Annotated in this window: 18 protein-coding genes; 13 read left to right on the top strand and 5 right to left on the bottom strand. The window is 52.1% G+C overall.

Features of this window, described 5'->3' with window-relative positions:
• Positions 1-13: 13 nt before the first annotated feature.
• Positions 14-1,024, bottom strand: a complete 1,011-nt coding sequence (locus tag PsAD46_RS15695; protein WP_057465221.1) for a TAXI family TRAP transporter solute-binding subunit — start codon at positions 1,022-1,024, stop codon at positions 14-16.
• A 149-nt stretch (positions 1,025-1,173) separates the two neighbouring features.
• On the opposite strand from PsAD46_RS15695, the gene PsAD46_RS15700 reads away from it, so the two are divergent.
• From PsAD46_RS15700 to PsAD46_RS15710, 3 genes are all read left to right on the top strand, one after another.
• Positions 1,174-2,097 carry a LysR family transcriptional regulator gene (locus PsAD46_RS15700; protein WP_057465220.1) on the top strand — a complete coding sequence of 308 codons (924 nt, stop codon included), beginning with the start codon at positions 1,174-1,176 and terminating at the stop codon, positions 2,095-2,097.
• Positions 2,098-2,190: 93 nt separating this feature from the next.
• Entirely contained in the window at positions 2,191-2,802 is a 612-nt protein-coding gene (locus PsAD46_RS15705; RefSeq protein ID WP_063291983.1) for a cytochrome c oxidase subunit 3, read from the top strand.
• Positions 2,803-2,804: 2 nt separating this feature from the next.
• Positions 2,805-3,110, top strand: a complete 306-nt coding sequence (locus PsAD46_RS15710) for a hypothetical protein (protein ID WP_063307315.1) — start codon at positions 2,805-2,807, stop codon at positions 3,108-3,110.
• Between the two features lie 129 nt (positions 3,111-3,239).
• Here PsAD46_RS15710 and PsAD46_RS15715 read toward each other — a convergent pair whose 3' ends face one another.
• Entirely contained in the window at positions 3,240-5,738 is a 2,499-nt protein-coding gene (locus PsAD46_RS15715) for a CoA transferase (RefSeq protein WP_063307316.1), read from the bottom strand.
• Between the two features lie 313 nt (positions 5,739-6,051).
• Positions 6,052-6,945 carry a transcriptional regulator GcvA gene (gene gcvA / locus PsAD46_RS15720; protein WP_063307317.1) on the bottom strand — a complete coding sequence of 298 codons (894 nt, stop codon included), beginning with the start codon at positions 6,943-6,945 and terminating at the stop codon, positions 6,052-6,054.
• A 164-nt stretch (positions 6,946-7,109) separates the two neighbouring features.
• On the opposite strand from gcvA, the gene PsAD46_RS15725 reads away from it, so the two are divergent.
• Positions 7,110-8,732, top strand: coding sequence for a BCCT family transporter (locus tag PsAD46_RS15725; RefSeq protein ID WP_208981867.1), 1,623 nt, complete (start codon positions 7,110-7,112; stop codon positions 8,730-8,732).
• A gap of 73 nt (positions 8,733-8,805) precedes the next feature.
• Positions 8,806-10,002 (top strand): iron-containing alcohol dehydrogenase, encoded by a 1,197-nt coding sequence (locus tag PsAD46_RS15730; protein WP_057465389.1) that lies wholly within the window; start codon positions 8,806-8,808, stop codon positions 10,000-10,002.
• Positions 10,003-10,080: 78 nt separating this feature from the next.
• Here PsAD46_RS15730 and PsAD46_RS15735 read toward each other — a convergent pair whose 3' ends face one another.
• Both PsAD46_RS15735 and PsAD46_RS15740 read right to left on the bottom strand, forming a co-directional pair.
• A complete protein-coding gene (locus PsAD46_RS15735; protein ID WP_063307319.1) occupies positions 10,081-12,012 on the bottom strand; it encodes a DUF5054 domain-containing protein in 1,932 nt (643 codons plus the stop codon).
• 13 nt (positions 12,013-12,025) lie between these two features.
• Positions 12,026-13,084 (bottom strand): LacI family DNA-binding transcriptional regulator, encoded by a 1,059-nt coding sequence (locus PsAD46_RS15740; protein ID WP_063307320.1) that lies wholly within the window; start codon positions 13,082-13,084, stop codon positions 12,026-12,028.
• Between the two features lie 271 nt (positions 13,085-13,355).
• On the opposite strand from PsAD46_RS15740, the gene PsAD46_RS15750 reads away from it, so the two are divergent.
• From PsAD46_RS15750 to PsAD46_RS15785, 8 genes are all read left to right on the top strand, one after another.
• On the top strand, positions 13,356-14,711 hold the full coding sequence (locus tag PsAD46_RS15750; protein WP_057465212.1) for an extracellular solute-binding protein: 1,356 nt from the start codon (positions 13,356-13,358) through the stop codon (positions 14,709-14,711).
• A 100-nt stretch (positions 14,712-14,811) separates the two neighbouring features.
• Positions 14,812-15,720 carry a sugar ABC transporter permease gene (locus PsAD46_RS15755; protein ID WP_057465211.1) on the top strand — a complete coding sequence of 303 codons (909 nt, stop codon included), beginning with the start codon at positions 14,812-14,814 and terminating at the stop codon, positions 15,718-15,720.
• A complete protein-coding gene (locus PsAD46_RS15760) occupies positions 15,720-16,550 on the top strand; it encodes a carbohydrate ABC transporter permease (protein WP_063291991.1) in 831 nt (276 codons plus the stop codon). The genes PsAD46_RS15755 and PsAD46_RS15760 overlap by 1 nt, the downstream gene beginning before the upstream one ends.
• A gap of 14 nt (positions 16,551-16,564) precedes the next feature.
• Entirely contained in the window at positions 16,565-17,665 is a 1,101-nt protein-coding gene (locus tag PsAD46_RS15765; RefSeq protein ID WP_063291992.1) for an ABC transporter ATP-binding protein, read from the top strand.
• Positions 17,658-19,082 (top strand): CehA/McbA family metallohydrolase, encoded by a 1,425-nt coding sequence (locus PsAD46_RS15770; RefSeq protein ID WP_063307322.1) that lies wholly within the window; start codon positions 17,658-17,660, stop codon positions 19,080-19,082. Before PsAD46_RS15765 ends, PsAD46_RS15770 begins: the two co-directional genes overlap by 8 nt.
• An 11-nt stretch (positions 19,083-19,093) precedes the next feature.
• On the top strand, positions 19,094-19,945 hold the full coding sequence (locus PsAD46_RS15775) for a sugar phosphate isomerase/epimerase (protein WP_084404429.1): 852 nt from the start codon (positions 19,094-19,096) through the stop codon (positions 19,943-19,945).
• Between the two features lie 15 nt (positions 19,946-19,960).
• Positions 19,961-21,031: a Gfo/Idh/MocA family oxidoreductase gene (locus tag PsAD46_RS15780; RefSeq protein ID WP_063307323.1), complete on the top strand. Its 1,071-nt coding sequence runs from the start codon at positions 19,961-19,963 to the stop codon at positions 21,029-21,031.
• 345 nt (positions 21,032-21,376) lie between these two features.
• Positions 21,377-26,557 carry a hypothetical protein gene (locus PsAD46_RS15785; RefSeq protein ID WP_063307324.1) on the top strand — a complete coding sequence of 1,727 codons (5,181 nt, stop codon included), beginning with the start codon at positions 21,377-21,379 and terminating at the stop codon, positions 26,555-26,557.
• Positions 26,558-26,611: the final 54 nt, after the last annotated feature.

The raw sequence follows: 26,611 nt of genomic DNA on the forward strand, positions 1-26,611 counted from the left end.
AGTCAGACTGTGATTAATCGAGCAGGCCAACTTCTTTGTAGTAACGCTCAGCACCCGGGTGCAGCGGCACGCCAATACCATCAATGCCATCAAGCGCGCTCTTCATGGTGATGACCTTGCCCTTCGGATGTCCATTATCCAGCAGTTTACGGGCGGTCTTGGACCAAAGCGCCTTAGTGATCTCGTAGACCAGTTCCTCATCAATATTAGCATTGGTCACAAACATGCCGCTCACTGCCACCGTGTTGGTGTCATGCGTCACGCCCGGATAAGTGCCAGCAGGGATGGTGGAAGGAATGTAGTAGGGAACAGTCTTGTTCGCCTGAGCAACTTCAGCCTCAGTGAAGGAATAGAGATCCATGCCCTTGGTGTTATCCAGCTGGATCATGGCAGCAACCGGGGTTCCCGCAGCATAGAAGTAGGCATCCAGCTGACCATCAGCTGTCCGCTCCGCGCTTTGAGAGTTGTTGAGTTCAGCTTCATCAATATTGTTCCGATTGACGCCGTGATCACCGAGAATGAGCTCAACAGCAATCTGCGTTCCAGAACCTGCCTGCGCAATTCCAACCCGTTTGCCTTTCAGGTCCGCTAGGCTGTCCAGCTCACCACCCTTTGGCAGTACAAGATGCAAGTCTTCAGGGTAAAGGTTTGCAATCACACGAAGGTCTGGTTTGGCGTTGCCCTCATACTTGCCAGAGCCGTGATAGGCGAAATGAAGTGTCGCAGCACCTGTCAGACCTGCTTCCATCTGGCCCGCCTGAATAGCGTTCACATTGTGTGCTGATGCGTTGGTTGACTGCGCGATCGCCACCAGATTTGGAACACCGCAGTTACCGCCCTGATCACACGGACGAGAGCCGGGTGGGTTGGAGATAGCGTTGGCAATGATCCCGCCAATCGGGAAGTAGGTTCCGCCAGCACCACCTGTACCAATGCGGAAAAATTTGATGTCCTGCGCAACTGCTGCACCACTGATCATCGTGCAAGCAAGCGCAATCCCGGCGCATTTACTGAATAATCCCATGAGTATCCCCCCTCTAATAAATTCAGATAAGCCCAATTCAAGGTGATAGGTATTTATAATTATTGGCCTCATGGTGATTAGCCTTATTCATAAAAGCAAATTCGAAATATTATGGTTATGATAGATTTTGTTTATATATTGAGGTGCCCATGAACCTGCAGCAACTGGCGGTTTTCCGCGAGATTATGAAAACCGGATCGGTCAGCCACGCTGCACGAAACCTTCATCGCACCCAGCCCGCCGTCAGCGCATCGCTCAAAGCACTGGAAGATGATTTGGGGATGCCGCTCTTTCTACGTGAAGGCCGCCGACTGATTCCTGTCCCGGAATCCCATTATTTGCTCTCGGAGGCCTCAGGCATTCTGGATCGTTTGAAGACGGTTGAGCAGAACCTCAGCAACATGCGCGATCAGGTGCAAGGCTCGTTGAGTATCGTTGCCATGCCCGGTCCATCCTCCTATCTGCTGCCCGAGTTCATCAGCAACTTCATCGAGGACAAACCGCAGGTGAAGGTCACTCTGGCAACCCGCAGCTCACCGCAAATCCTCAACCTGATCGCCGCACAAAGCTTTGACATCGGCTTTTGTGATGCAGCTGTAGGCACGGAGCAGGATGTCTTGTCTCACAACACCACAATCCCATGCACCTGCCTGTGCGCTGTCCCGAAAACATCAGCACTGGCAAACAAGAAGGTGATCCACGCGAAGGATCTGGACGGTGTGCCCATGGGCGTGCTCCAGCCCAGCCATTCCACCTTTGAGGCCACCAAAGCCGCGTTCCAATCCAGTGATGCGCATTTTGATATCCGCATTGACACTCAATACTTCCTGCCGCTGTTCCATTTTGTCGAAGCCGGGCAGATCTGCGCAGTTGTCGATGCTTTGAGTGCGGTCAGCTATCAGCGCAGCCGCGGGGATGCCTCCAAAATCGTGTTTTTGCCCTTCGAGCCCACAGTGCCTTTTGGCTACTCCATCCTCGTGCCGCACCAGCGTCCACTGTCTCGATTGGCAAGCTCCTTCGTCTCCTCCTGGCAAAACTGGGTGGAACAAACCATCAATCAGCCAATCAGATAGCAAAGAGCAGCTACAGTTAGCGCTCCAACAAGGACCACGCAGGCAAATCGATCTACTTTGCCATCAAACACTCATATCGGCTGGAAGGGCGTAATGGACGAGGTTTGCCAGAAAGAAAACGAGACTGCAGAACGGGTCTATCACCAGCCTGTCTCTCCCTGGGCATTGGAAAATCTGCCCGGTGATCCCATGATGTGGATCCTGATCGTCAGCGAAATCCTCGTGTTCGGCGGAGCGCTGTGGGCCTTCGCCGGCAACGAACTGCTCAATCCGGAGATCTACCGTGAGGCACGTACGCACCTCAATGTGCCTCTTGCTACCTTGAACACAATCATCTTGCTCACCTCAGGCCTGTTTGCTGCCATCGCGGTGCGTTTTGCCAAAATCAAAGAGATCGTGAAGACAAGATTGGCATTGCTGGGGGCAGGAAGCCTCGGTGTCGTGTTCATCGCGCTCAAGATTTTCGAGTACAAGGAAAAGCTTGCCCTTGGCCTCAATGTTGAGACCAACACATTCTATACGCTTTACTATCTGGTCACCGGATTCCATTTGGCGCACGTGATCTTTGGCCTGATCATACTCGGCATCATCGCCCTGTGGCCCACCGAGGACAACATGGAATCGGGCACAGCCTTCTGGCATATGGTTGATCTGATCTGGGTCATTATTTTCCCCATTTTCTATCTCATGGGGCAGGGGCTGTGATCATGGACACCAACAAAACACCCTCTAAAAGCATCCAGATGAATGATCTGCTCAAAGCCTGGGCAGTCTTGGTTGCACTCACTCTGCTCGGCTACGGCCTCAGCTTGTTTAGCAGCGAATTGCTTGTTTATGTGGGCCCGCTGATCATCGCTGCGCTGATCCTGTTTAAGGCGCGGATCATCCTGACCCGATACCTTGGCCTGACCAGATGCCCTGCATGGCTCTCCATGCTCACCTCAATGATTTTCACTTTAACAATGATTTGTGCAGCCCTGCTCACCTACGGCTCAGCAGCGCTTACGCATTAAAGACCTGAGCAAGACACCAAAAAGCAGAAACCCCTCACAAGGCCTGAAGCGCTGTGAGGGGGTTCCATTAAAGCATATCCCTGATGTGTGGGCCCCTACTATGGGAAAGGGATATACGTTTATAAGTAATCAGCTCGGCAGGAACTCTCGGCCCCAACCGGTGCCAGCAATCCGCCGTTCAATCATGTCGTCCACCTGCTCATCGCTGTATCCAACACCGGCAAGCACTTCGCGTGTGGAATTGCCGTAAGCCTCAGTGCTAGGCAAGGCGCGGATAGCGGCTTCTTCCGGGCGGATGGAGTAATGGTCGATCAGCGTCACGCGGTGCCCACTTGGGTGATCCTCATAGGTGGAAAATGCGTAACTGCCACGATCAATACCAACCGCACCATCAGCCGTACGGGTGTACGTGTCACGCAGATGCTCGATGCCCAGAGGTTGAGCCGCTGCAATATCCGCTGCTCTCAGCTTCTCACACCAGCTTTCTGCAGTGTCCTGTTCAAAGGCAACTCGCAGGAACTCAGCGGTGTCATTGGCTTCTTCCACACCGCTCAGACCTTCAACCTGTGCAAGGTCAATAAGCTCGTGGTCCTCTGCATCCATAAAGATCCAACCATCAGAGGCTTTATAGAAGTGCGAGAGTGCGTGGTTGCCAAGGGCATCACGTCCGGAGGCTTCATCAAACGGGGCACGGCCTTCATAATCAAACGCAAACTTGATCTGCGCCAGATTGGTCACCGCTGACAGAGAGGTCCGCGCACGGGAGGTCTGACCGGTTTTGTGCTTGTGATAAAGCGACAACGCCATACCAAGACCAGCCGCAAAGCCACAGTTCACGTCCAGCGTACCAAGATGCGCATGCTCTTCCGGTGTATCAACGCCGCCAAACCGGCTCATGATGCCGCTGTTGGCCTGAATGATATCATCATAACCAATGTAGTTGGTCTTTGGTCCCGGCTTTGGTCCACCAAGGCAGTCCAGACGGCAGAACAGAACGCCCGGATTGATCGCCTGCAAACTGTCATGGTCAAGGCCAAGCGGCTTCATCTGACGGTCAGGGGCATTGATCACCACAAGGTCAACGGACTTCACCAGACGCTCAAAAGCCTCACGGCCTTCGCCCGTAGTAATGTCCACCAGCGCACTCTTTTTGCCAATGTTGGTCTGGAACGTAAACAGCGTACCAATCAGCGGATCGTAAAGCGGCTTCACCGGATCCAGCTTGATCACCTCAGCGCCAAACCGACCAAGGAAGGCAGTGGAATGCGGACCCGCAATCACGTTGGTCAGATCCAGAATACGCAGATCATTGAGCCAGCCGTCTTTGTCTGCCGCTGGAGCTGTTGGGGCAGGCAAAGAGCCCGTGTCGCCAACGGCTTTAAGAGTTGCCAAAGCCTCTTCAAAGGTTACGTTCTCGCGGGGTTTCGGAGTGAGCAGGTAGTCTACAATCTCCTCAAACCACACAACAGGACCGGGCTGTTTCATCAGGCCGTATTCAGGGTCGTTCACTTCGACAATCAGACCGGACGTGTTGCAGTGCTCGCTGTTCACCCATTCCTGCGTGGTGCGATGTGGTGCACCTGGAATCTGGCCTTCACCAAAGATAACGCCCCATTCATCAGAGGTTTTAGTGAGGAACACCTTCTTCATTTTCACGGAAATGATATCAGCCCACTTTTTCGGAAGCGGATACACACCAATGGACGTTTCCCCGTCCCACTCTGCAATTGGCAGGTGCAGGTTGTTTACCTCAGGCAGACCTTCAGCAAGCAGCTCTTCGTAAATACCGAGAGCCTGCAGGCAGCGGCGGGCGTGGTTGCGGTGAGACGGGCAGACCGCATAGAAATAACGGCCATCTGCACACTCATAGGTCCGGTAGAACGGATCGAGATATTCCTGCAGATCCTCATAGGAAAGATCCATCTCGATATCATTTTCACGGCGATGAGTAATCTCGTGCTCGCGCATGGTCATGTAGCGCTCTGGCATGCCTTCAATCACGACAGAATTGTAGGAGAGGCCTTCCATAAGAGCAGCTGCGATCGGCACTTCAATCGTATCGCCACGGCCTGTCTTCTCACGGGCAAGCAGAGCCATCACAACAGAGCTGGCCGCCATTGTCGTGGCATAAGAAGAGCCCAGTGGAAGCGGTGAGAAGCTTGGGTTCAGACCCATAAGAACACGGTTGAAGCCCATGTCGGTGAACGCGCCTGATGTGGCGGCCACGATAGCTTCCGTTGCTTTCCATTCACGGCGCAGCTCATCATTGCTGGCAAAACCCGGGACTGAAAGCGTAACCAGCTCAGGGCGTTCAGCACGCAGCGCAGCAAAATCGACCCCAAGGTCTTTCATCTTGCCAGGGCGGAAGCTTTCAAGCACCACGTCGGCTTCTGCAATCAGGTCAAACGCCTTTTGCAAGCTAGCTTCTGACTTCAGATCAAGCCGGATGCATTTCTTGTTACGATTTAAAATCGCATTTGCCGGGTGATCCCACTGAGGCCCTTGAGGCGGATCGACGTGAATAACAGTTGCGCCCATATCCGCAAGGATCATAGCAACAGCTGGACCTGCAATCTGCTGACCGAAGTCAACAACTCTGACACCTTCAAGGGGAAGTCTTTTTTCCATGCAACATCATCCTCAGAAACCGCCCATCGGCAGTTCTCAGTTTATTCCAGACATAATTATGTCTTTGATTTCAGGTTGTTATGGGTGAAATGCTTCGCAGCAACGGTTCACTTCATTGGAAAAACAATAGGCAGGCACCTACGTAGAAACCAGCAATTTAAATTTCGGTGCAGGCATAAAAATTTTTGTAGCTCGTCTAATTCTGAACTGTTTGATTTTGCCTTTGCCGGACTGGTGGAAGCTGAAATTTCTTCCACCAAACCTGTTTCATGCCGCCTGTGCAGCGGGGACAGTGTCCTGCCCAAAAGGGAGATTACCCCTCATGTATTACGTTCAACAGCCAGTTTCTGAAGGTGACAGCATGCGGGTGCTCAAGGCTTGTGTTGGAGTAAACCAGATAAAACGCTTCTTCCGTCGGAACGCGATTTTCCAGTGGAGCAACCAGCTGGCCGGACTTCAGTGCATTTTCCACAAGACTTGTTCTGCCCAAAGCAACGCCTTCTCCTAAAGCTGCCATTTCCAGAGCCGTGACAAGCGTATCAAACTGATAACTCTGCCGCAGTTCTACATCACTGTGCTTGGTCTGCTTCAGCCAGTATCCCCAGCCTTCCTGATAACCAATCACATGCAAAACACTATGATTTGCAAGGTCTTTTGGCGACTCCAACGGCCCGTTTTCTTCCAGATAACAAGGGCTGCAAACCGGAAATAACTCGTCTCGTGTCAGTCGGTCACATTGAACTGACGGCCATTTTCCCCGCCCGTAGCGCACTTCCAGATCGCAGTCACCAGAGGTTTCTTTGTTGTCCAGCCAGATATTGGAGGTGACACGCAGGTTGATCTTTGGGTGCAGCTTGCGAAACTCTTTCATACGCGGGGCAAGCCAGCGCATGAAGAACACCATGTTGATCTTCACAGTCAGCAGATTGTTTTGCCCCTGACCGAAGATTTCCTCCGTTGCCGCCTTCAGGCGCTCCACGGATTCGTGGACTGCCGGCAAATACGCCGCCCCCGCATCTGTCAGCTCCAGGCCACGCGGCAATCGTTTAAACAGCACAGATCCCAACTGACTCTCCAGGCCTTTGATCTGGTGACTGATCGCTGCCTGCGTAAGGTTGAGCTCTGTTGATGCATGCGTAAAGCTGAGATGACGCGCCGACGCTTCAAATGCCCTGAGCCAATTGAGCGGGGGTAAATTCTTCTTCATTAACTTCTCCCATTCGTATGGGTAGAATTTCATACTCTACGTAAAACTATTCATAAATATTTTTATACCATTGGGTCTTTTTTTGTTGATTGATAACAATTTAACCCTCCGGCAAAAATTCAACCTTCAATCAGGACAGCAAAAATAAAGCTTGAGGGGGACAAATGTATAATAACAGCAATACTGAAAGAAGGACGGGGGAGGGCCTGTTTACAGGTGTAAATCCTGTTATGGCTGTCGGGTCTACAGTACTCGTCATTGCGTTTGTTTTATTTACTGTAATGGTTCCTGAAACTGCTGGCTCACTTTACAATTCAGCTAAAGGTTTCATCGCAAATAATCTATCTTGGTACTATATTGGTCTGGTCAGTTTTTTCCTGTTTCTGGCTTTCGCGATGACCATGAGCCGTTACGGCAATATTCGCTTGGGCAAAGATGACGAAAAGCCGGAATACAGCTTCTTTTCCTGGTTCTCGATGCTCTTTGGAGCCGGCATCGGTATCGGGATTCTGTTCTGGAGTATCGCAGAGCCGATCTACCACTTCCAAAGTAATCCGTTTATCGCAGAAGGGCAGGAAAGCTCCGTAGAAGCCGCTCAAATTGCAATGCGGATCAGTATTTTCCACTGGGGTTTGCATGGTTGGGCACTGTTTGCACTCTCCGGTCTGGGACTAGCTTACTTCCACTATCGCAAGGGCCTGCCGCTGTCCGTTCGTTCAGGGCTCTATCCGATTTTTGGTGATAAGATCTACGGTCCAATCGGCCATGCTGCCGATCTGCTTGCTGTTTTCGGTACAGTCTTCGGTATTGCGACATCTCTTGGGTTGGGAGCCCAGCAGATGAATACCGGCCTGAACTACCTGTTCGGCTTTGAAGTCAGCATCACCAACAAGATCATCATCATCGCGGTTATCTCCGTACTGGCAACCATGTCCGTCCTGAGTGGCGTGAACAAGGGCATCAAAATCCTGAGTGAATTCAACATGCACCTCACCATGGTGATGCTTGTGTTCTTCCTCATTTTTGGCCCGACCGTTTACATTCTCGGGTCATTCGCAACCAATCTGGGCGACTACCTGACCAACGCAATTCCGCTTGGTTTCTGGGTTGAAACGGATCCGGGCAACAGCTGGCAGGGTGGTTGGACCATCTTCTACTGGGGCTGGTGGATTGCATGGGCGCCATTCGTTGGCATCTTCATCGCGCGCATCTCCAGAGGTCGTACCGTCAAGGAATTCTTGCTCGGCGTCCTGCTGGCACCAACACTGCTCTCCACATTCTGGATCACCACCTTCGGCAACACCGCAATGTTCCTTGAACTGTTCGGCGCTGGCGGGGTGACAGAAGCGGTGAATGCGGACATCACCTCGGCTCTTTACACAACCATCGAACTGATGGATCTGGGCTCCACGCTCACCATCCTCGGCGCGGCGATGTGTACAGTTCTGCTGGTGACGTACTTTGTAACCTCTGCGGATTCCGCGACGCTCGTGATCTGCACCATCTTGTCCATGGGCGACGAGAATCCGGCCAACCGCTACCGCATCTTCTGGGGCCTTTCCATTGGCGCCGTGTCAGCGGTGCTATTGTTCGCCGGTGGCTTGCGAGCCTTGCAGACAGCTTCGATCGTGGCGGCTCTGCCGTATTCCTTCGTGCTGATCCTGACCACGTGGGGATTGCTCAAATCACTCCACCTCGAGGTCTCAGAAATCATCTCCACCATAGATGACGAAGAGCATCCTTATTCAGCTGGCAATGCAGCCCCTGCTGCAGCCCCGGCCGAGTAAGGCGCTCTCACCCCGAACCATCTGGGATGTTCCCGGCATCCCAGATGGTGACAATAACCAAAGGTTCATTCTCATGACATCTCAGATCATTCTGCCGCGCATCATGCAAGTTGGTGCGGGAGCCGCCCTTCAATTGCCTGCAGTTCTGGCAAAAATCGGCTGCAAAAAGCCTCTCATCGTCACAGATCCCATGATGGTTCAGCTGGGATATTCCGAATCTATGCAGGAAAGCCTGAAGGCTGAGGGCATTGAAAGCGAAGTTTTTGCAGACACTTTGCCTGAGCCAACCGTCGCCTCCATCCTTCCGGGTGTGGAAAAGGCGCGGGAAGACAGCTATGACTGCATCGTAGCCCTTGGTGGCGGCAGCCCGATCGACAGCGCAAAAGCCATTGCGATTCTGGCAAAGTTTGGCGGGGAAATGCGCGACTACCGCTTCCCACGAGACGTCACGGAGCAGGGCCTGCCAGTTATTGCCGTTCCTACAACTGCTGGCACCGGCACAGAAGTAACCCGTTTCACCATCATCACAGATGAAGAGCGCGGCGAAAAGATGCTGTGTGTCGGCATCGGCTTCATGCCTGTTGCCGCCCTGGTGGACTACAAACTCACCATGAGCCTGCCAGCACGCATCACCGCGGACACCGGCATTGATGCCATGACCCATGCACTCGAAGCTTATGTCAGCAAAAAGGCAAATCCGTACAGCGACAGTCAGGCACTGGCCGCTCTGAAGCTGATCGGCCCGAACCTGCGTGAAGTCTACCACACAGGCAACAACGAAAAAGCACGTGAAGAGATGATGCTCGGCTCAACCCTTGCAGGCGTTGCGTTCTCAAGCGCATCCGTTGCTCTGGTGCACGGCATGAGCCGCCCGATTGGCGCGTTCTTCCATGTGCCGCACGGACTTTCTAACGCGATGCTTCTGCCAGATGTGACAGCCTTCTCAATTCCAGCTGCTCCAGAGCGTTACGCTCAGGCTGCACGCGCATTGGGTTTTGCATCCCAGCAGGATGATGATGCTATGGCAAATCGCAAGCTCCTGATTGAGCTGCGTGCCTTGAATGATGAGCTCTCCGTGCCAACACCGGAAGAGTTTGGCATTGATCGTCAGGAATTCATGGACCGCTGCGAAACCATGGCAGAGCAGGCGCTCGCCTCAGGTTCTCCGGGCAACAACCCGGTCACGCCAACCATTGCTGAGATGATGGAAATCTATCAGGGCTTGTGGGATGCCCGCGGCTCCGACAGCGAGTCTGTTGCAGCTGAATAAACTGAAACTCCTACGCTCCCGAGAGGCCAGCTCACGTCCAATGCCGTGAGCTGGCTTTTTTATTGCGGCTCTGGCGAATTAAGCGCCAATCTCCACCACAAACCGGGCGCTAAAATCACCTTCCCACCACATCGGAAAGTTGGTGCCCCACTTGTTGTTGTAGATGTTGAACCAAAGGCCCTGATCATAAGCAGGTGCCCTGTGCTGGAACGGCATAAACGGCAGCTCGGCAGGTGCCACAAGCGGAGTATCCAGCGGAACAATGCGGATCTCCTGATCTGCTTTTGCTCTCGCCCCAAAGATCGCCTGCAACTGACCACCGCTCATATCCGGCAGGTCATGGGCATCCACCCAATATCCGGTCTTATCGAACTGCCAGCGTGCCGCACCATCCGGCGCAAACCGCAGGAACCCAGCCTCGGGCATCCGGTTGGCAATCTTACCGTAAAGCCGCAGCGTGATCTCCAGCTTGTCGTTTGACCCATTCAGTGCCAGCTGAATGTTGGAGGTTGCGCCGGGAATATCCGAGGCCATCACATAGGAAAGAACGACGTGATCGTCGGCAACCGCAAGCCCTTCAAACTTCGGGCAATGGCTTTTGGATGTCGCAGTCCCAGCCTTATCCAATCCCGGTTTAATGTGATCCAGAATGGCCCATTCTTCTTCGTGGGTCAGATAGGCATCCATATGCGCTTTGACATCGCTGGCATCATAGGTTTCATGGGTAAACGACAGCAGATTGTCATCCAGCCCAAACAGATCAGTGCCATCCGGAGTAGTCAGTCGTTTGATCGCACCGTTATCGCTGTCGATCTCCATGGACCAACCGCCAAACTCAGCCTCATTGATAATCTCAAACGGACCTGCATGAGGAAGCGGGCAGCACAGTTCTTTAAGCGCAGCCCTGGCAATCTTCTGGTCATCCTTATCAAGCGCAGCAACGGCATCCTTACAATAAGCCCGCTGTTCAGCCCAGGACGCTTCAGCATACTGAAAGCGCGGATCGTTTTGGCGCGCAGCGTCAAAGTCACCACGATCCCACGCCTGTTCGTCGCGTAGATAGGTTTTGATATCTACGCCGCACGTATGCTCTGCCACCATGGAAAGCTTGCGACCAAAGGAAAGTCTTTGAGCCGTGAGGCTGTCTTCAGCAAACTGATCATAAACCCGCTGCAATGCCCGGTACTGTGCTGACTTTACAGGATCAGTCGCACTGCCATGGATCCAGCTGTCGCCGATTTCCTGCGTTACAACGGGAAAGCTTTCCCGGTGAGGCCACAGCACCTCGGCAAACTCATCCAGCGTCGCTGCCTTGATCTGATAATCCGGATACTGCCGCTCCATCGCACGGTACACATTCACCGTCTGTCCGATGTTCTGCGGCCCGATATTGTCTTCCGTATGCGCAAAGCTCAGGCCATCAGAAACACCCGGAATAAACTGCGTCGCACCATAGGAGTTTTGGTAGAGCACCAGAACCTCCTCACCGGAAGGGGCCTGCCAGCGGAACACGTCCGGCAGCTTTGGTGTCGGAGAGGCGGTGTTGACCCCCAGATGTAAAAACTTGATGCCAGCTTTCGCCATCAACGGCACAATACCAAGCGTATGTCCGGGAACATCTGTCATCTTTGCGGCAATGGTTTTCACCCCAAACCGCTCATCCAGTTCTTTGGAGTAGGAAAGGCCGGCCTCAAACAGGGCTGGTGACATCAGCTCAGAATGTGTCGTGAACGGCAATCCGTGCCAGCGGATCAAACCCTTCTCAATCGCAGCTTCCAGACGCTTTGCTTCAGCAGCTGACGCCTCGTTCAGATAGTCCCAGATCAGCCATGCGCCCGTGGTCCATCGAAATTTCGGGTCCTGCGGGTTTTCAAAATAGAAATGCTCCGCCGTATCAAGCGCTTGCGGCAAAAAATAGGAGTGATAACGCTGCCGGACCTTCTCCGCATGATCAGTGAAACCGATATCCAGGTGGGTTTTGAAAATCAGGTGAATAGTATTTGGGGACATATTTCTTTGCTTCTTATGAGCCAACAGTACCGCGCACAATCAGGCGGGTCTGCAGTGTCTCGGTCATGGCTGGGGCATTGGGGTCTTTAAGGCGCCGCAAGATAAGCCGTACGAGAGCCCGGACACGATCTTCAAGATCAATTTTCACAGTGGTGAGGTTGTAGCTCAGCCATCCGGACTGAGCGATGTCATCAAAGCCAACCACTTTCACATCCTCAGGAACCCGCAGGCCCAGCCGAAAGCGCAGAGCATCAATCACACCAAATGCGCCAACATCATTTGCAGAGAAAATGCCATCAACGCCTTCGCCAACCTTGAACAGGTCCAGCGTGGAGGCGAGGGCGGTCTCATAGGTATAGTCGCCCTGCAACACCAGCGGCTCTGGCAAACCACGCTCTTTCATAATGCATTTGAACGCGCGCTCACGCTCTGTATTTGCAAGGGATGTGGTCGTACCGCCAAGATAGGCAAAGTTCTTGCAGCCATAAGCCTGCATCAAAGCAACAGCCTGATCGATGCCGGTCTTCTGGTCCACAATCAAGCGATCAAAGACGGATGTGGAGCCCGGCTGGTTTGGCAAACTGCCATCCTCCGAATAACTCACGTAAATCGGCACGGCACGGCCCAGCGAATGGGTCAGTGTATCAGGTGAAACGTTCTCGGCAAAAGCGATGATGCTGTCTAGGTTGAAGCCTTTCATATAGGTCAGCAACCGCTCATCCATGCTCTGGTCAGTGCGTGTCTTGAAGAGCAACGTGGCAAACCCTTCCCCTTGCAGGGCAGTGGTCAGCGCGTCGATCTCCTGCGATTCCCATGGACTGCACACATCTGGTACGATCACCCCCACCAGATGGGATCGGCGTGTCACTAGTGCACGTCCTGCCATGTCTGGCGTGTAACCCAACTCCTTCGCGATCTTGAGAATCAGATCACGCTTTTCCTTCTTCAAAGAGGCATGTGGATTGAAAGCGCGTGAAACAGCGACTCGCGATACGCCTGCAAGTTTGGCAACTGTATCTGCCGTCGCGCGTTCGGGGCGTTTCGCCTCTTGGATGTTTGGATGCTCTGACACTCAAAACCACTCAATTTGTGAAAACGTGTTCACTATTAATGCCGTATATAACCCTAGGATGTCAATCGAACATTCTTTATGCACGACGAAAATATGACAGATTTGTGCCGTTTCTGTAAAATATTTGCTGGCGTAATATTTTAGAATCCTCTTGATTTTCTCTTGAGTGTTGACGAATAATGAAAACGTGTTCATTTTAAATTCACTGATCGATTTCTCAAGATTAGTGACAAGGCACACCAACACAGGATGCCCTGGGGGGATAATTTAGATGAGTAAATTGCGTAGTTATGCATTGGGTCTTGCAGCTGCCACAGCATTGGCCGGGCCAGCAATGGCAACGGACGTCACCATCACTTGCCGTTGTGTGGAAGGCGGCGTGAACAGTGCAGCTGCTGTCTGGCTGAAAACAAGCGTCATTCCTGGTTTTGAAACCATGATGAAAGCCACAGGCAAAGACGTAAAAGTGATTTTTAAAGAGTTTGCCGGAAAAGACGAGCAGCTGACACAGCAGCTTGCTCTGGACTTTTCAACCGGTGCTGGCGCGGACGTATCATCGTTCGACGGCTTCCTTATTCCAAACTTCGTAGACGCCGGTCTGCTGAAGCCATTGGAAGAGGTTGCTGGCGCAGAGGTGAACCAGTGGGAAGGCTGGTCTCACATTTCTGATGGCTCCAAAGAGCTGATGTCCTACGGCGGCAAGGCCTACGGTATCGCGCTTGGCACTGACAGCCGCATGATCTTTGTGCGCAAAGACATCTTCGCACAGGCAGGTATTGACGCTGACACATGGCAGCCAACATCCTGGAAAGACGTTCTGGATGCAGCGCGCACCATCAAAAAGGCAATGCCTAAATCCGCTCCGCTTCAGCTGAATGCGGGCGTTTCCATGGGTGAAGCAACCACCATGCAGGGTTACTGGATGGCCATTCTCGGCACCGGTGAAGGCATGCTGGACGAGAACGGCAAGTGGATCGTTTCCTCACAAGGCATTCTCGATACGCTGAATCTTTATAAGACCATCTACGTTGATGAAAAGCTTGGCGACAAACGCGCTCAGCTGCTGGGGGATGGTCGCAACCGCACATTCGCAAACTTCCGTGATGGCAAAACAGCCATGCTGGTTGAAGGCGACTGGTTCTACCGTTCAGTCACCAAGCCGGGCGCTGAATTTGAAGTCAAAGACCGCGACGTCAACATGACCTGGAAGAAGATGCCAGCTCAGGAACCAGGCAAAGGCTTCCGCGGTCAGGACTTCGTGACCATGTCCGGTGGTACGGGGTTTGTGATCAATCCAAACTCCAAAGCTCCAAAAGAGTCATGGGCGCTGTTGTCCTATATGAACTCCAAAGAGCAGCTGGATGCATTCCAGGCGATCAACCCGCGCGTTCGTATTCGTGATGATGTCTGGATTCCAAACTCTGACTTCCTGACAGAAACCTCTCAGACACTTCTGCCACTGACCACCGCGCGTCCAAACAACGCCTACTACAACAAAGTATCTGTTGCAGTACAGCGTATGACAGAAGCAGTTGTCTCCGGCGAGCAGACACCAGAGCAGGCCATGGCGCAGTACAAGTCTGACGTTACCGCCATTGTTGGTGAAGAAAACACCGTAAGCAAATAAGGCTTACCCCAACTCCGGGGCAGGGCGCGCTCCTGTTGCGCGCCCTTATCCTCTCCCTGATCTTTCGATCCAGTAATCTCCCTTCTTGGGAAGGTGTATTTTGAAGAACTTCTCTTTGTTGTCTGTGCGCGCGGGAACGCTGTTTTTCTCGCCCGCTGCGGCTCTTGTCGGCGCATTTGTGATCGTTCCCTTCTTCTGGGTGATCTTTGTCTCCTTCACCAACAGAACTCTGCTTGGTAAAACAGCTCTCAACCCCGAGTTTGTCGGGTTTGATAATTACGTCGCCTTGTTCAACATGGAAACGTTCTTCACACGAGGCCAGTTTGGGTTCTCGCTCATTCTTACAATTCAGTTTGTGCTGCTCTCCGCTCTTATCGGGCAGGCACTGCTGGGCATGATCCTCGCATGGTTGCTGCAATCAACCCCCAAATACGTGAAGGTCTTCTCTGAATCTGCCGTCATCGTGGCTTGGATTCTGCCAGAAGTCGTAATCGGTTTCGCCTGGTTTGCCTTCCTTGATTACGACAACGGCACCTTGAATATGCTGACAACAGCACTCGGGCTGGAGCCGGGGGACTGGTTGCTGGACAATCCGTTCTGGGTGATCGTGTTCTTCAACACCTGGCGCGGTGCAGCGTTCTCCATGATGCTGTTCAACTCCGCGTTTGCCTCTCTTCCGCCAAGCTATTTTCAGGCAGCCGATGTTGCTGGCGCGACGTCTTTCCAAAAATTCAAAGACATCGCCTTGCCGCTCATCAAAGGGCACGTGGTGACAGATCTGATCCTCATCACCATGTGGACGTTCAACGTGTTTACCCCGTTCCTGCTGACGCAAGGCGGCCCGTCGTACCGCACCGAGCTGCTGTCCATCTACACGTATCGCGTCGCCTTTAAAGACTTTGAGTTTGGCAAAGGGGCCGCCGTTGGCGTGGTCATCATGTTGATCAACCTTGCCTTTGCTCTGTTCTATCTGCGCATCGCAAAACAGAAACATAAGGGAGCGGAATAATGACCCTCTCATTCCAGCAAATTCTGTCTCGTATCAGCTTCTCTGTTCTTGCAGCCCTGATCGGCATCTGCTTTGCCTTGCCTTTGATCTGGTTCCTGTTCGCTCCCTTCAACGCGCGTGCAGAACTCGGACTGGAAATTCCAAGCCCGTTTACGCTGAAGAACTTCTTCACCGTCTTTGAAAACACCTTCGCAATGCGCGGATTGCTGAACTCGTTCATCCAAAGCATTGGCGGCGTGGTTCTTGTCGGTTTCGCAGCGACTTTGGCAGCCTATGCTTTGTCACGCTCGGACATTCCCGGCAAAAAAAGCATCACATACCTGTTGCTGCTTTTCTCCTCCGTGGTGTCTGGCAGTGCGGCAATGGTTCCAATCTTCCTGATCGTCTCCAAGCTCGGCCTCATCGATACCCATGTCGCTGTAATCCTTGTCTTTGCTGGCGGTCTGCTGCCAACAGCCATGTTCATCCTGCGCGACTTTATCGACGGTATTCCCAAGTCCTACGAGGAAAGCGCGATGGTCGCCGGGGCGTCCTCCATGCAGGCTTTCCGTGATGTGGCACTGCCAGTCATCCGTCCGGGGATCGTGGTCGTGGTGGTCTGGGCGTTCGTCAACATCTGGGGCAGCTTCCTGATCCCGTTCATTTTGCTGCGCTCTGACGAGTTGATGCCTGCCTCTGTGGCCATCTACTCCTTCTATTCGGAAGCTGGAACGCCAATCGTCACGCTGCTTGCAGCCTATGCGCTGATCTACTCGTTCCCTGTCATCTCTCTCTATCTGTTCGTAAACTGGAAGTTTGGTTTCCGGTTCTTCGGCGGCATTAAAGCATAATCGGAAGAACAAAAATGGCTTCTATCTCCTTTCAAAACGTCACCAAATCTTTCGGCGATTTTAATGCAGTCTCCAATGCCAGCTTTGAGATCAACGACGGCGAGTTCATCTGCCTGTTGGGCCCGTCCGGCTGCGGAAAAACCACCAGTTTGCGCATGATCGCCGGGCTGGAAACGCCAACCAGTGGCCGCATCTATATCGGTGATAGAGATGTAACCGGCCTGCATCCGCGTGATCGCAAAATCTCCATGGTGTTTCAGGATTATGCACTCTATCCGCACATGAACATCAGCCAGAACATCTCTTATCCGTTGAAAGTACGCGGTGAGAATGAAGCCACCCGCGGCGAGCGGGCGCAGGAAGTGGCGGATGTTCTGAAGATCGGCCATTTGCTGGACCGTTTGCCAGCGCAGATCTCTGGCGGCCAGCAACAGCGCACGTCACTTGCCCGTGCACTGGTAAACCCGAGTCAGGTCTACCTGTTTGATGAGCCGCTCTCCAATCTGGATGCCAAGCTGCGTTTGGAAGCGCGCGGCTTCCTCCACCATTTGCAGCACAGCATGGGCATGACCTCGGTTTACGTCACGCACGATCAGGCCGAAGCCATGGCGCTCGCCACCCGCGTTGCGGTCATGGATCAGGGCCGGATTGTTCAGTTTGCAACTCCAATGGAAATCTACCGCAAACCAGCCACCACCTTTGTGGCAAACTTCGTCGGCAACCCGCCCATGAACCTGTTGCCAGTGGAAGCGATGGTGGAAGACAACAGCCTGAAGGTGAAAGCTGATGGTCTGGAAGTTGTGGCCTTGCCGATGCATAAGTCCTTTGCAGAAGCCGTTGCCATCAACCCCAACATCACGCTGGGGGTCCGCCCGGAACATCTGCGTGCAACAGCTGAAGAAGAAAACGTGGTGCGCGGCAAACTGTTTGCCAATGAAAACATGGGCGCCGAAAAGCTCGTCACCATCGAGCGTCCGGATGCTGCCCGCTTCACAGCCCGCATCTTCACAGATGACGACATCATCCTGTCAGAAGATGTAGCTCTCGGCTTTTCCAGTCAGCATATCTCCTTGTTTGATGCAGACGGAAACAGATTGGCATTGGACAATGAGTGACACTCTGGACCACCTCAATTTGCAGCACCACACCACGAAGGCGGATCAGCTCAAAGATCCGTACTTCTATCTGGAATTTGAGGTGCCGGAAGGAACGACACGCTTTGACGTGTTGCTGAACTACCCCAAGGCCAAGGATTGTATCATCGATCTTGGATGCCTTGATCCCGAGATCACGCCGTTTCCGGCAATCTCGGGGTTTCGTGGCTGGAGCGGGGGCGCCCGCGACAGCTTCTTCATCGCGCTGGATGATGCAACACCGGGTTATGTGCATGGCCAGATCCAGCCGGGCACATGGCAGATTATCCTGGGGCTCTACAAAGTGCCGGAAAACGGCGCTGACATAGAGCTCTCCATTTCCTTTGATCAGACATCCAGAAAGCTTGCGCCACAGCCCGTCACACCCAATCCGGTGCGCCAAGGGGCAGGGTGGTACAAGGGGGATCTGCACTGCCACACCTTTCATTCCGATGCACGCGGCGCGCCTGAGCTGCTCCACGCCGCTGCAAAACAGGCAGGGCTGGATTTTCTGGCAATCGCGGACCACAACACCACCACCCAGCGCAGATATTTCCACCCGCATTCTTCACAGGATCTGGTCTTCGTAAGGGGCATGGAAGTCACAACCGCAGTCGGCCACGCCAATGTCTTCGGCATTGATGACTGGCTCGACTTCCGCATGACCAGGCCAGATCACGCCCACATCGTCGCCAAAGCGGCTCATGACCGCGGCGGTCTGTTCTCCATCAATCACGACAAACCGCCGATTGACTGGACCTACGAGCTGCCAGAGATCGACTGCATGGAGGTCTGGCAATCTGCATGGCTCATGTACAACTGGGTATCACTGGCACGCTATCAAAAGCGCCTCAGTGAGGGGCATCAGATTTCTTTGATTGGTGGCAGCGACTACCATCAACCCGACCAACTGTTACCGGAAGGGCCGCTTGTGCTGGCTCGCCCGACGACAGTGCTCTGGCTGGATGAACTCAGCGAGAAAGCTGTTCTGAACGCCATGAAAGCAGGGCTCGGGTATGTGACCGAAGGGCCAGACGGCCCGCACCTGTCGCTCACCTCCGGTTTGGTGCGCATGGGGGATAAAGTGCCAACAGGTACCACAAGTTTCTCCGTGCACGTCAAAGGCGCCAAAGGGGATGTGTTGCGCTGGGTGGATGCATCCGGCTTGCGGAAAGAAGATGTTCTCATCAATGATGAACAGCAGATCTCCTTCAACCAGCCAGCTACAGGATTCCTGCGAACTGAGATCGTTGCGCGTGAAAACCACACCGAGCTGCTTGGAGAATTTTTAGGGGCGTTCAAAGGCAAAAAGCTTCCTTTGGGGCTCACTGAAGCAGACATACTGGAACAGCCCATTATCCGGGCTCTTTCCAATCCAATATACATAGTAACGGAATAGGACAGCACGGCATGTTGATCGGGAATGCACCGTGTTCATGGGGCGTCTGTTATCCAACAGGCAACGCATACACGCCAGAGGAGTATCTGGCAGAGGTCGCAAGCGCAGGCTACAAGGGGACTGAGCTTGGCCCGCTCGGGTACCTGCCAAAGGACACAGAAGCGCTCAAGGCCATGCTAACGAGGCACGATCTCACCTTGATCGGCGCAACCCACGTGCACACGTTCTCCCAGCCGGAAACAAGTGCCCGGTTCCATGAAGACATGCAGGCACAAGGTCAACTCCTGTCATCCCTTAGCGCTAAGCATCTGGTGGTGATGGATGAAAGCAACGTCTATCCGCCAGAACAGCTCGGTGTGATGACACAGGCCGCGCGCTCGCAAATGTATGAGGACCTCACAAAGGCCCATGCAATGCTTGCTGAAGTCTACGGTGTTGCGCTGAGTTTCCACCCCCACATCGGCACATGCGTTGAGCTGGAAACTCAGATTGATGACTTGTTGCAAAACACGCCACTCAACCTGTGTCTTGATACAGGCCACCATGCGTTCTGGGATCAGGATCCACTGGCGTATATGCAGCGAAAATGGGATCGCATCGACTACATGCATCTGAAAAACGTTGATCCAGCTGTACGCACGCGCGTTCTGTCTGGCGAACTCAGCGTTCCTGCGTCTCTGGCTGCAGGTGTCATGTGCCCACTTGCAGACGGAGCCGTTGATATTGCGGCGGTTATGGACGTCCTGCGGGCAAGGGATTTCCGGGGACCGGTTGTTGTTGAGCAAGATATTGCTGATAACGCAAGCGAAACACCTCTGGACCTCGCCCGCCGCAACTTCTCCTTTATTGCAAAACTCGCTTAAGTCTGAGGAAGAACAATGTCACTGTCCGTCGGAATTATTGGCTTGGGCGAAGTCGCTCAGTTGATGCACCTGCCACTTCTTGCAGATGATGCCCGCTTTACCATCTCGGCCATCAGCGATGTCTCTAACGAGCTTATGGAGTACATCGGCGACCGCTATGGCGTCGCAAAGCGGTATGCTGCAGCCTCAGACCTGGTTGCAGACCGCTCGCTGGATGCAATCTTCATTCTGACACCGGATCACTTGCATGCAGATCTCCTGTCAGAGGCGATGAAAGCTGGCAGGCATGTCTTCATCGAAAAGCCGGTCTGCCTCAACAAACACCAGATCCCGCCATTGCTGGAAGAGCAAAAAAGCAGCAGCAGCGTGGTGTTCGTTGGCTACATGCGCAGATATTCCCGCAGCTTCCTCGCTTTGAAGGACCGCATGCCGGATCTGGCAAACATCCGCCATGTCCGCATCCGTGATATCATCCGCGAAGCGCCATACTTCACCCGCCAGACCCGCCCCGTTGTCCGCGGTAGCGATGTCCCGCAGGAGATCATCACAAAAGGCCAGCAGCGCACCACAGCCATGCTTCGTGAGATCATGGGGGAGAACGCCAGCGAAGATCAGTTGCGCGCCTATCAGGTCCTGACCGGGCTGTCCTCACACAGCTTCTCCGCCATGCGTGATCTGCTCGGCATGCCAAAGGCGGTGAGCTACGCCAAGCAGCATGGTGGGGAAACGGTGATGGTCCTGTTTGATTATGGTCACTTCACCGCGCTGTACGAAGCTGTCATCTCTGACATTGCTGAATTCGATGCAGGCATCGAAGTTTTGACCCAGACGGAGCGGTACCATGTGACCTATGATACGCCGTACATTCGTAATCTACCGACACAACTTAGTATCACTCGTTCAACCGATGAACAGACCACCAAAGAGGTGATTGGTCCGTCCTATGAAGACCCGTTCCGGATTGAGTTGGACGCCTTCTATAAAGCTATAGTGGATGGAGAGTTTTACGAAACAACGCTAACCGACGCAGCAAACGACTTAGCCTTGTTTGCCGATGTTGGAGCAAAGTTTACAGATGTAAGCTGAAGGTTATTCTAGTTAAATCAGTGTATTAACAGGCATTCCTGAATCTCTTTCTCAAGAATGCCTGTGAGCTTTCAAACCGTTACAATCACATTTCAACGCAAACCAACGCAAGGCCAATTTCCGTTGTGTGCATTGCGTAATAACCATCGCATTTTGTGTATTTAAATCTTGCCTCAAATACAAATCCAGGCTGGATCTAAACTTACCTTAACTTAACCAAGTATCGGCAACGAAATTTTCAGCGAAAGACTTGATTTTTCCCATATCCGAAGAGCGACAACGCATAATTATGCGCAGCGCGATTAAAGTGTGAAACAGCAGTTTCCAGAACTTCGGAGTTTCCAAATGCCTGAGAATAGCCTCCCTCCAGAGCACGAAAACTGGGCGCATGCAGTCTTAAAGACGATGAAGGTCAGGTTTGAGCTACCTGATGATGATGATCAGGTGCCGAACAGCGAAAATGGGCAAGGTGGCGAAACAGTCTCTGTTTCTCAGGCAGAACAACCCCCGCAAGACAAAGCCGAAGAACAGCAGGCTGTTCTGGATCTGGCAGAACGCAAGCGTATTCATCAAAAGGAATTGTCTAAAGTAAGCAGGAACTTAAGGTCTCTTGCTAAAGCAGTACATATAGCTGGCAAGCGAACCGATGTCTTCATTGAAGACGTCACTCAGCGGGTGTTTGAAGATGCCAAGCAGTTGGCTGAAGCCAATGTAAAGCAAGCCAATGACATCATGAACAAGCCAGACAAAAAAGGCTTTGTTGACCTTGGTAAACTGCAGGCCTTCATGGACCGTGGAGAAGAATATCTCCGCGTGATGCAGTCCAACTTCAAGGAAGGCCAGGACATCACTCTCGATAGCATGAGGGGGATAGCAGCTGAAGCCAAGAAGAAACTGGATGATGTCCATAAGCAACGCGCCAGTATTGAAACCTGGAACATTGATCTGTCTCGCTTTGACGGGGCTTACGAGCAGGCTGCTGAAAATATTAGGGATCTGAACACGGCATTGAACAGCAACAGCATCTCTGTTGCCAAGCAAAGTCTACAAGCCGCATCTATCAATCTTGCGGTGTTGAAAGACCTGCTGAAGAAAACGCAAAAACACGCTGCAAACGCGAAAAAAGATATCGAGAACCGAGTTCAATCAACCGAAACAGCAGCTGCTGATCTGAGTACACGTAAATCCGAAATTGAGCATAATCCCAAAGACCTGGTAGAATTTGAGAAGCTTCATGAGGCGGTCGTAACTAACTGCAAGCAAGCAACATCTCTGGTCGCTGCAGGCAACGGCATTGAGGCCGAAAAAGCGGCTGAGAGCGCTGAAAACGGCTTCATCGAAATGCAGCAAGTTATGTTGCAAAGCATTGCGTCTTCTGAAGGGACACCTGAAGAGGACGATGATGACGAGAACGAAGTGAAACTGCTTGCTGGTGATGCGATTGAGCTGACAAAGAAGGCGGATGAGCTGGCCTCTCAGGAAGGGTTGGTGAGCGAGTACAACGGACTTTTGCCCGTCTTCAGGAAGGCGGATAAGTCTGCGCGTAGCGCTATTGCAGAGGCGCAATCTGACCTATTGAAAGGTGAAGTGCTGTCCGCAGAAGATAAGCTTGAAAAGGTCAAGCTTGACCTCACAGAGATGCACGAGATTGCCGTGGAGGCACAATCGGCTCTTGAGATTGCACAGGATCAGATCGCTTTACTGCAAAAACAAGCCGATATTTTGCTCTCCCGTCGCTCTGAATTTGTGAAATTTGCAGAGGTAGATGAGAGAAAAGTCATTTACCTCAAAAGGTTCGATACTATTGTGGGCGAAGTTGAGTTCAACCTTAATCGAGCAGAAACAGCGGTGAAAAATGAAAACCTGAGCGAGGCTAATCAGGTCACCGCCAACGCTCAGACCTCCATTACAAACCTGCAAAACCATGTCGACAAATTGCAGTACTTTCAGGGGATCAGAACAGCTGCCACTCAGGAGGAAAATACCGAGCTCTTCATGCAGACATTGGACAGACTGCGAGAAAATATTGCCGAGTTCAATGATCGCAGCGATGTCTTCAAAGACAAAGAAGAAGAGGCAATTTTCGATAATCTATACGATAGAGCTGTCGAGTACTCTGATCAGGCGGAAAATCTCTTCAAACGTAAGAAATACGAAGACGCCGACGATGCAATCGATAACACCCAGATTGCTCTCAGCGGCCTCGAAATCGCCTTGGAACGCGGCGCAAAAACCGCAGCCAAAGTCGCAGGCCTGAAGATTGAAGTGCAAGAGGCCTGGGGCAGAATTCAAGCCTATGAAAACGTTGCGAATGGCATTGTAAATGATGAACTTCGTGGGGAATTTCTCAGTTTCAGGATGATCGCCCAAGGCTACGCCAAAGAAGCCTTCGACTACATCAGCCAAGGCCGCATCACAGACGCCAGAGGCGCGCTGGCAGACCTGAAGCAATCTATGGTCAATCTGGACGCTTTTGTCGCCAATCCGCCAAAACCAAAGCAACCGGAAAGCTATCAGGCAGGTACGGAAACATCTGAAGTGGAAGAGGAAGCTCTAACTGTAGAGCAACTGGCGGAAAAAGAAGAGCAGGAAGAAATTGCACTATTCGTCAGGGAGTTAAAGCAGCTTCGCGTTGAGGTCGAACAGCTGAAAAACGCTGTCAAAGAGGGGAATAAAGTTTGGGAACGTTTCTGTGAAGGAGACTACCTCAACCGGTTCCAGAACTCATTCCAACTGGCAAACGCCTCAATCGATGAAGCGATGGATTGGCTTACAGGCGCTGACCAAATGATGACACCTGGCCCACGGATGAAAGTCAATCAGGACCTATTCATCACGAGCATACGAGAGCCAATCACAGAGGCAAAAAAAGCCTACCGTGACATGGAAAATGCATTTGATGTCAGCAAGCAAATCGTGATGTCGCAGCTCAACGGGATCTCTGAGGGAGCCAAATACTACCTTGCTGCATTCGAAGATATCTACAAAGTACGTGAAAACTTGGGTGGCTGGGCGATTGATCTGTCCGCATTAGATGATGCCTATCTGACAGCAATGGACAATATTGCGGAACTCAAAATATCCGTAGAAAAACAAGATGTTGCAGCATCTCGAGATGCTTTGGATCTGGCTGAAATACACCGGCAGAGCATGAGACAGGCGAGTGAGGCAGCGGAAAAAGCAGCACTAGACGAAGAACTTAAGATCTTCACGTCATTTTCTGACTTGCTGACTGACTACATTAAGCTGTCCGAACTTGTAGACACGGTTGCAAAATTTCCAGAGATTTTGAAAGTTTTTGAAAATGCAGATGCCACTGCGAGAGCTGGTCTGGATAAAGCTCATGAACTGGCAAAATCTGGAGAGGGAAAGGCCGCAGTACTGCAGTTTTCAGAGATCGAGAAAGCTATGGACGTCATGCTCGATGCTCTCGGTGACGCAGGTGTTGCTGCTGTAAGAGCAGAACTCGACGCCCAGGCACAACGCGATGCTGATATCACGGTCTTCGGGATTCAAAAAGAGGAGATCCTTGCCGAAGTCGAGACACTCTCTGATATCATCGAGGCCTCCTACAGTGATTGGATTGACTTCTGTCGCGGAGATTTTGAAGCCTCGTTCAATGACTATTTCGAGTCAGCAAAGCAAAAGCTTGAAACAGTGATAGCTCTGTCCAATCCACCCGAAGGTGGTGACGTAAACGGCATTATGGCTAAGATGAAACATGAGCTGGCAGAAGCACAGTCCTTCTACAAAGCTATGGATGGAATTCACAATGTAAGTGAAAGCATCGCCACCTTTAAACTACGGGGCATGAACCAACGTGCTGAGCACTTTCAGGATAAGATTGACAAAATCAGTGAGGGGCTCAACCAATACGTTGATTGGGATTTGGACTTCTCTGAATTTGACGTAAAGTACAATGAAGCCAAAGACTTGATTGAGAAACTAAGAGGAGCGGTCCAAAAGAAGGATTACATCAATGGCGTTGACATCGTCCATGAAGCGCAAGCCGCTGTGGATGTGGTTGATGGTGAAGTGCAACGCTACGCAGACTTGTTTGTAGAAGCAAAAGCAAACTTCTACAAAGGCTTTGGGGTTTATCGCGAAAGGATCGCAGAGCTTGTGAAGCGCAGGCCCGAGCTTGAGAACATCAAACATCTTGCAACGGCTTTTGATGATGCTGAACGCTCAGCTCTTCAGGCTATTGATCGAGCTATTGCCCTGATCAGGAAAGGAGACCGCTTCGGTCCTGACAAGGAAAGTGAATACATACTCAGCCAGGAGGATCGCATGCTTGAACTGCTCCAAGAGGCAGTGCCACTTGCTAAAGATCCAGAAAAGCTCGGTGCCACGATAAAAGAGAGCCAGCAAAAACTTGCCGAGTTCGAGGTTCTGAAGAAAGACATTCAGGATGGCATGGACCGTGAAGTCTTTGAAGCAATGCAGGTGCGTGGTGCTGAACATGCAGCAGAGGCACAAAAGCTGATGGAGCAGGAAAACTTCGAAAAGGCCGAGTTTGAGCTATTTGCTCTGCGCGTTGTTAATGAAGCTCTGCAATCAAGACACGATTCCGGTGTAGCCATAGCAGACAAAATTCCTGAGCTGGAACAGGAAGTTGAGGATGTAACAACAGACCTTGCTGATCTCAATAAACTAAGCCCCACGATCCAGAATGCCGATGACGCAGTAAACTACGGGAAGTATCATTCCATCGGTATCCGAACGGCCTTTGAAGCGAAAGACTTTCTCCTCAAAGGCGAGATCAGACGTGCTCAGGCAGCGTTAAATACACTCCAGTACTACCTTGATGAAATGGAGGAACTTCTCGACAAACAGGGTACGAAAGGTCCTAAGCGCAGGTCTGGTTCGGTGCAATCGAAATCAGAGGATCAACCTGAAGAAACACTCAAGCCATCAGAAGAGCTGGAGTTGGAACGTGAGGACAGCTTCGGCCCAGCTGATGATGAAGAGCAAAAAGCCAACCTTCAAGATGCAATCGCGTCCACTGACCAGCTTCTGGAAACAGCCAAGGCAAATGTTAAAGACCTGCTGGATGCATCAGAAGCAGAGTATTACGGGATGATCCTCCAGAAAGCCGAAGAGCACGCCGCCGCCGCAAAAGACCACCTCGCGAATGCCAGATTAGACGACGGCGATGAAAGCATCGAATACCTCAAGGTTGCCTTGGACACTCTACATGATGCGCACCGCGTAGGTCTCGCAACCTCGCAACTTGCGCCGGGCTATGAAAAAGAGATCGATGAAATTGGCCAAAAACTCATCCTGCTCAATCTGAAACGCAACACGATTAGCGAAGCGAAGGCTCAGGCTGAGTTTGATAAGGTCCGCGACGAAGCGAGCGCATCAGTTTATCAGGTCGCACGCTTGCTCAACGACAAAAACATCCGCAAAGTTAAATACGAAATGGACACCCTGCGTGAAAAAGTCGGCAATCTGGAAAAAATCCTGAACAGCCACACCAGCAGACGCGCAAAACTGAAGAATCTGCTGAAGCGCAAGAAGTAAAATGCGTTTGCGAGCGATGAGGAGCATTCTAGTCCGGATAACAACACGCACTGC

Source organism: Pseudovibrio sp. Ad46 (assembly GCF_001623065.1).
GTDB lineage: Bacteria > Pseudomonadota > Alphaproteobacteria > Rhizobiales > Stappiaceae > Pseudovibrio.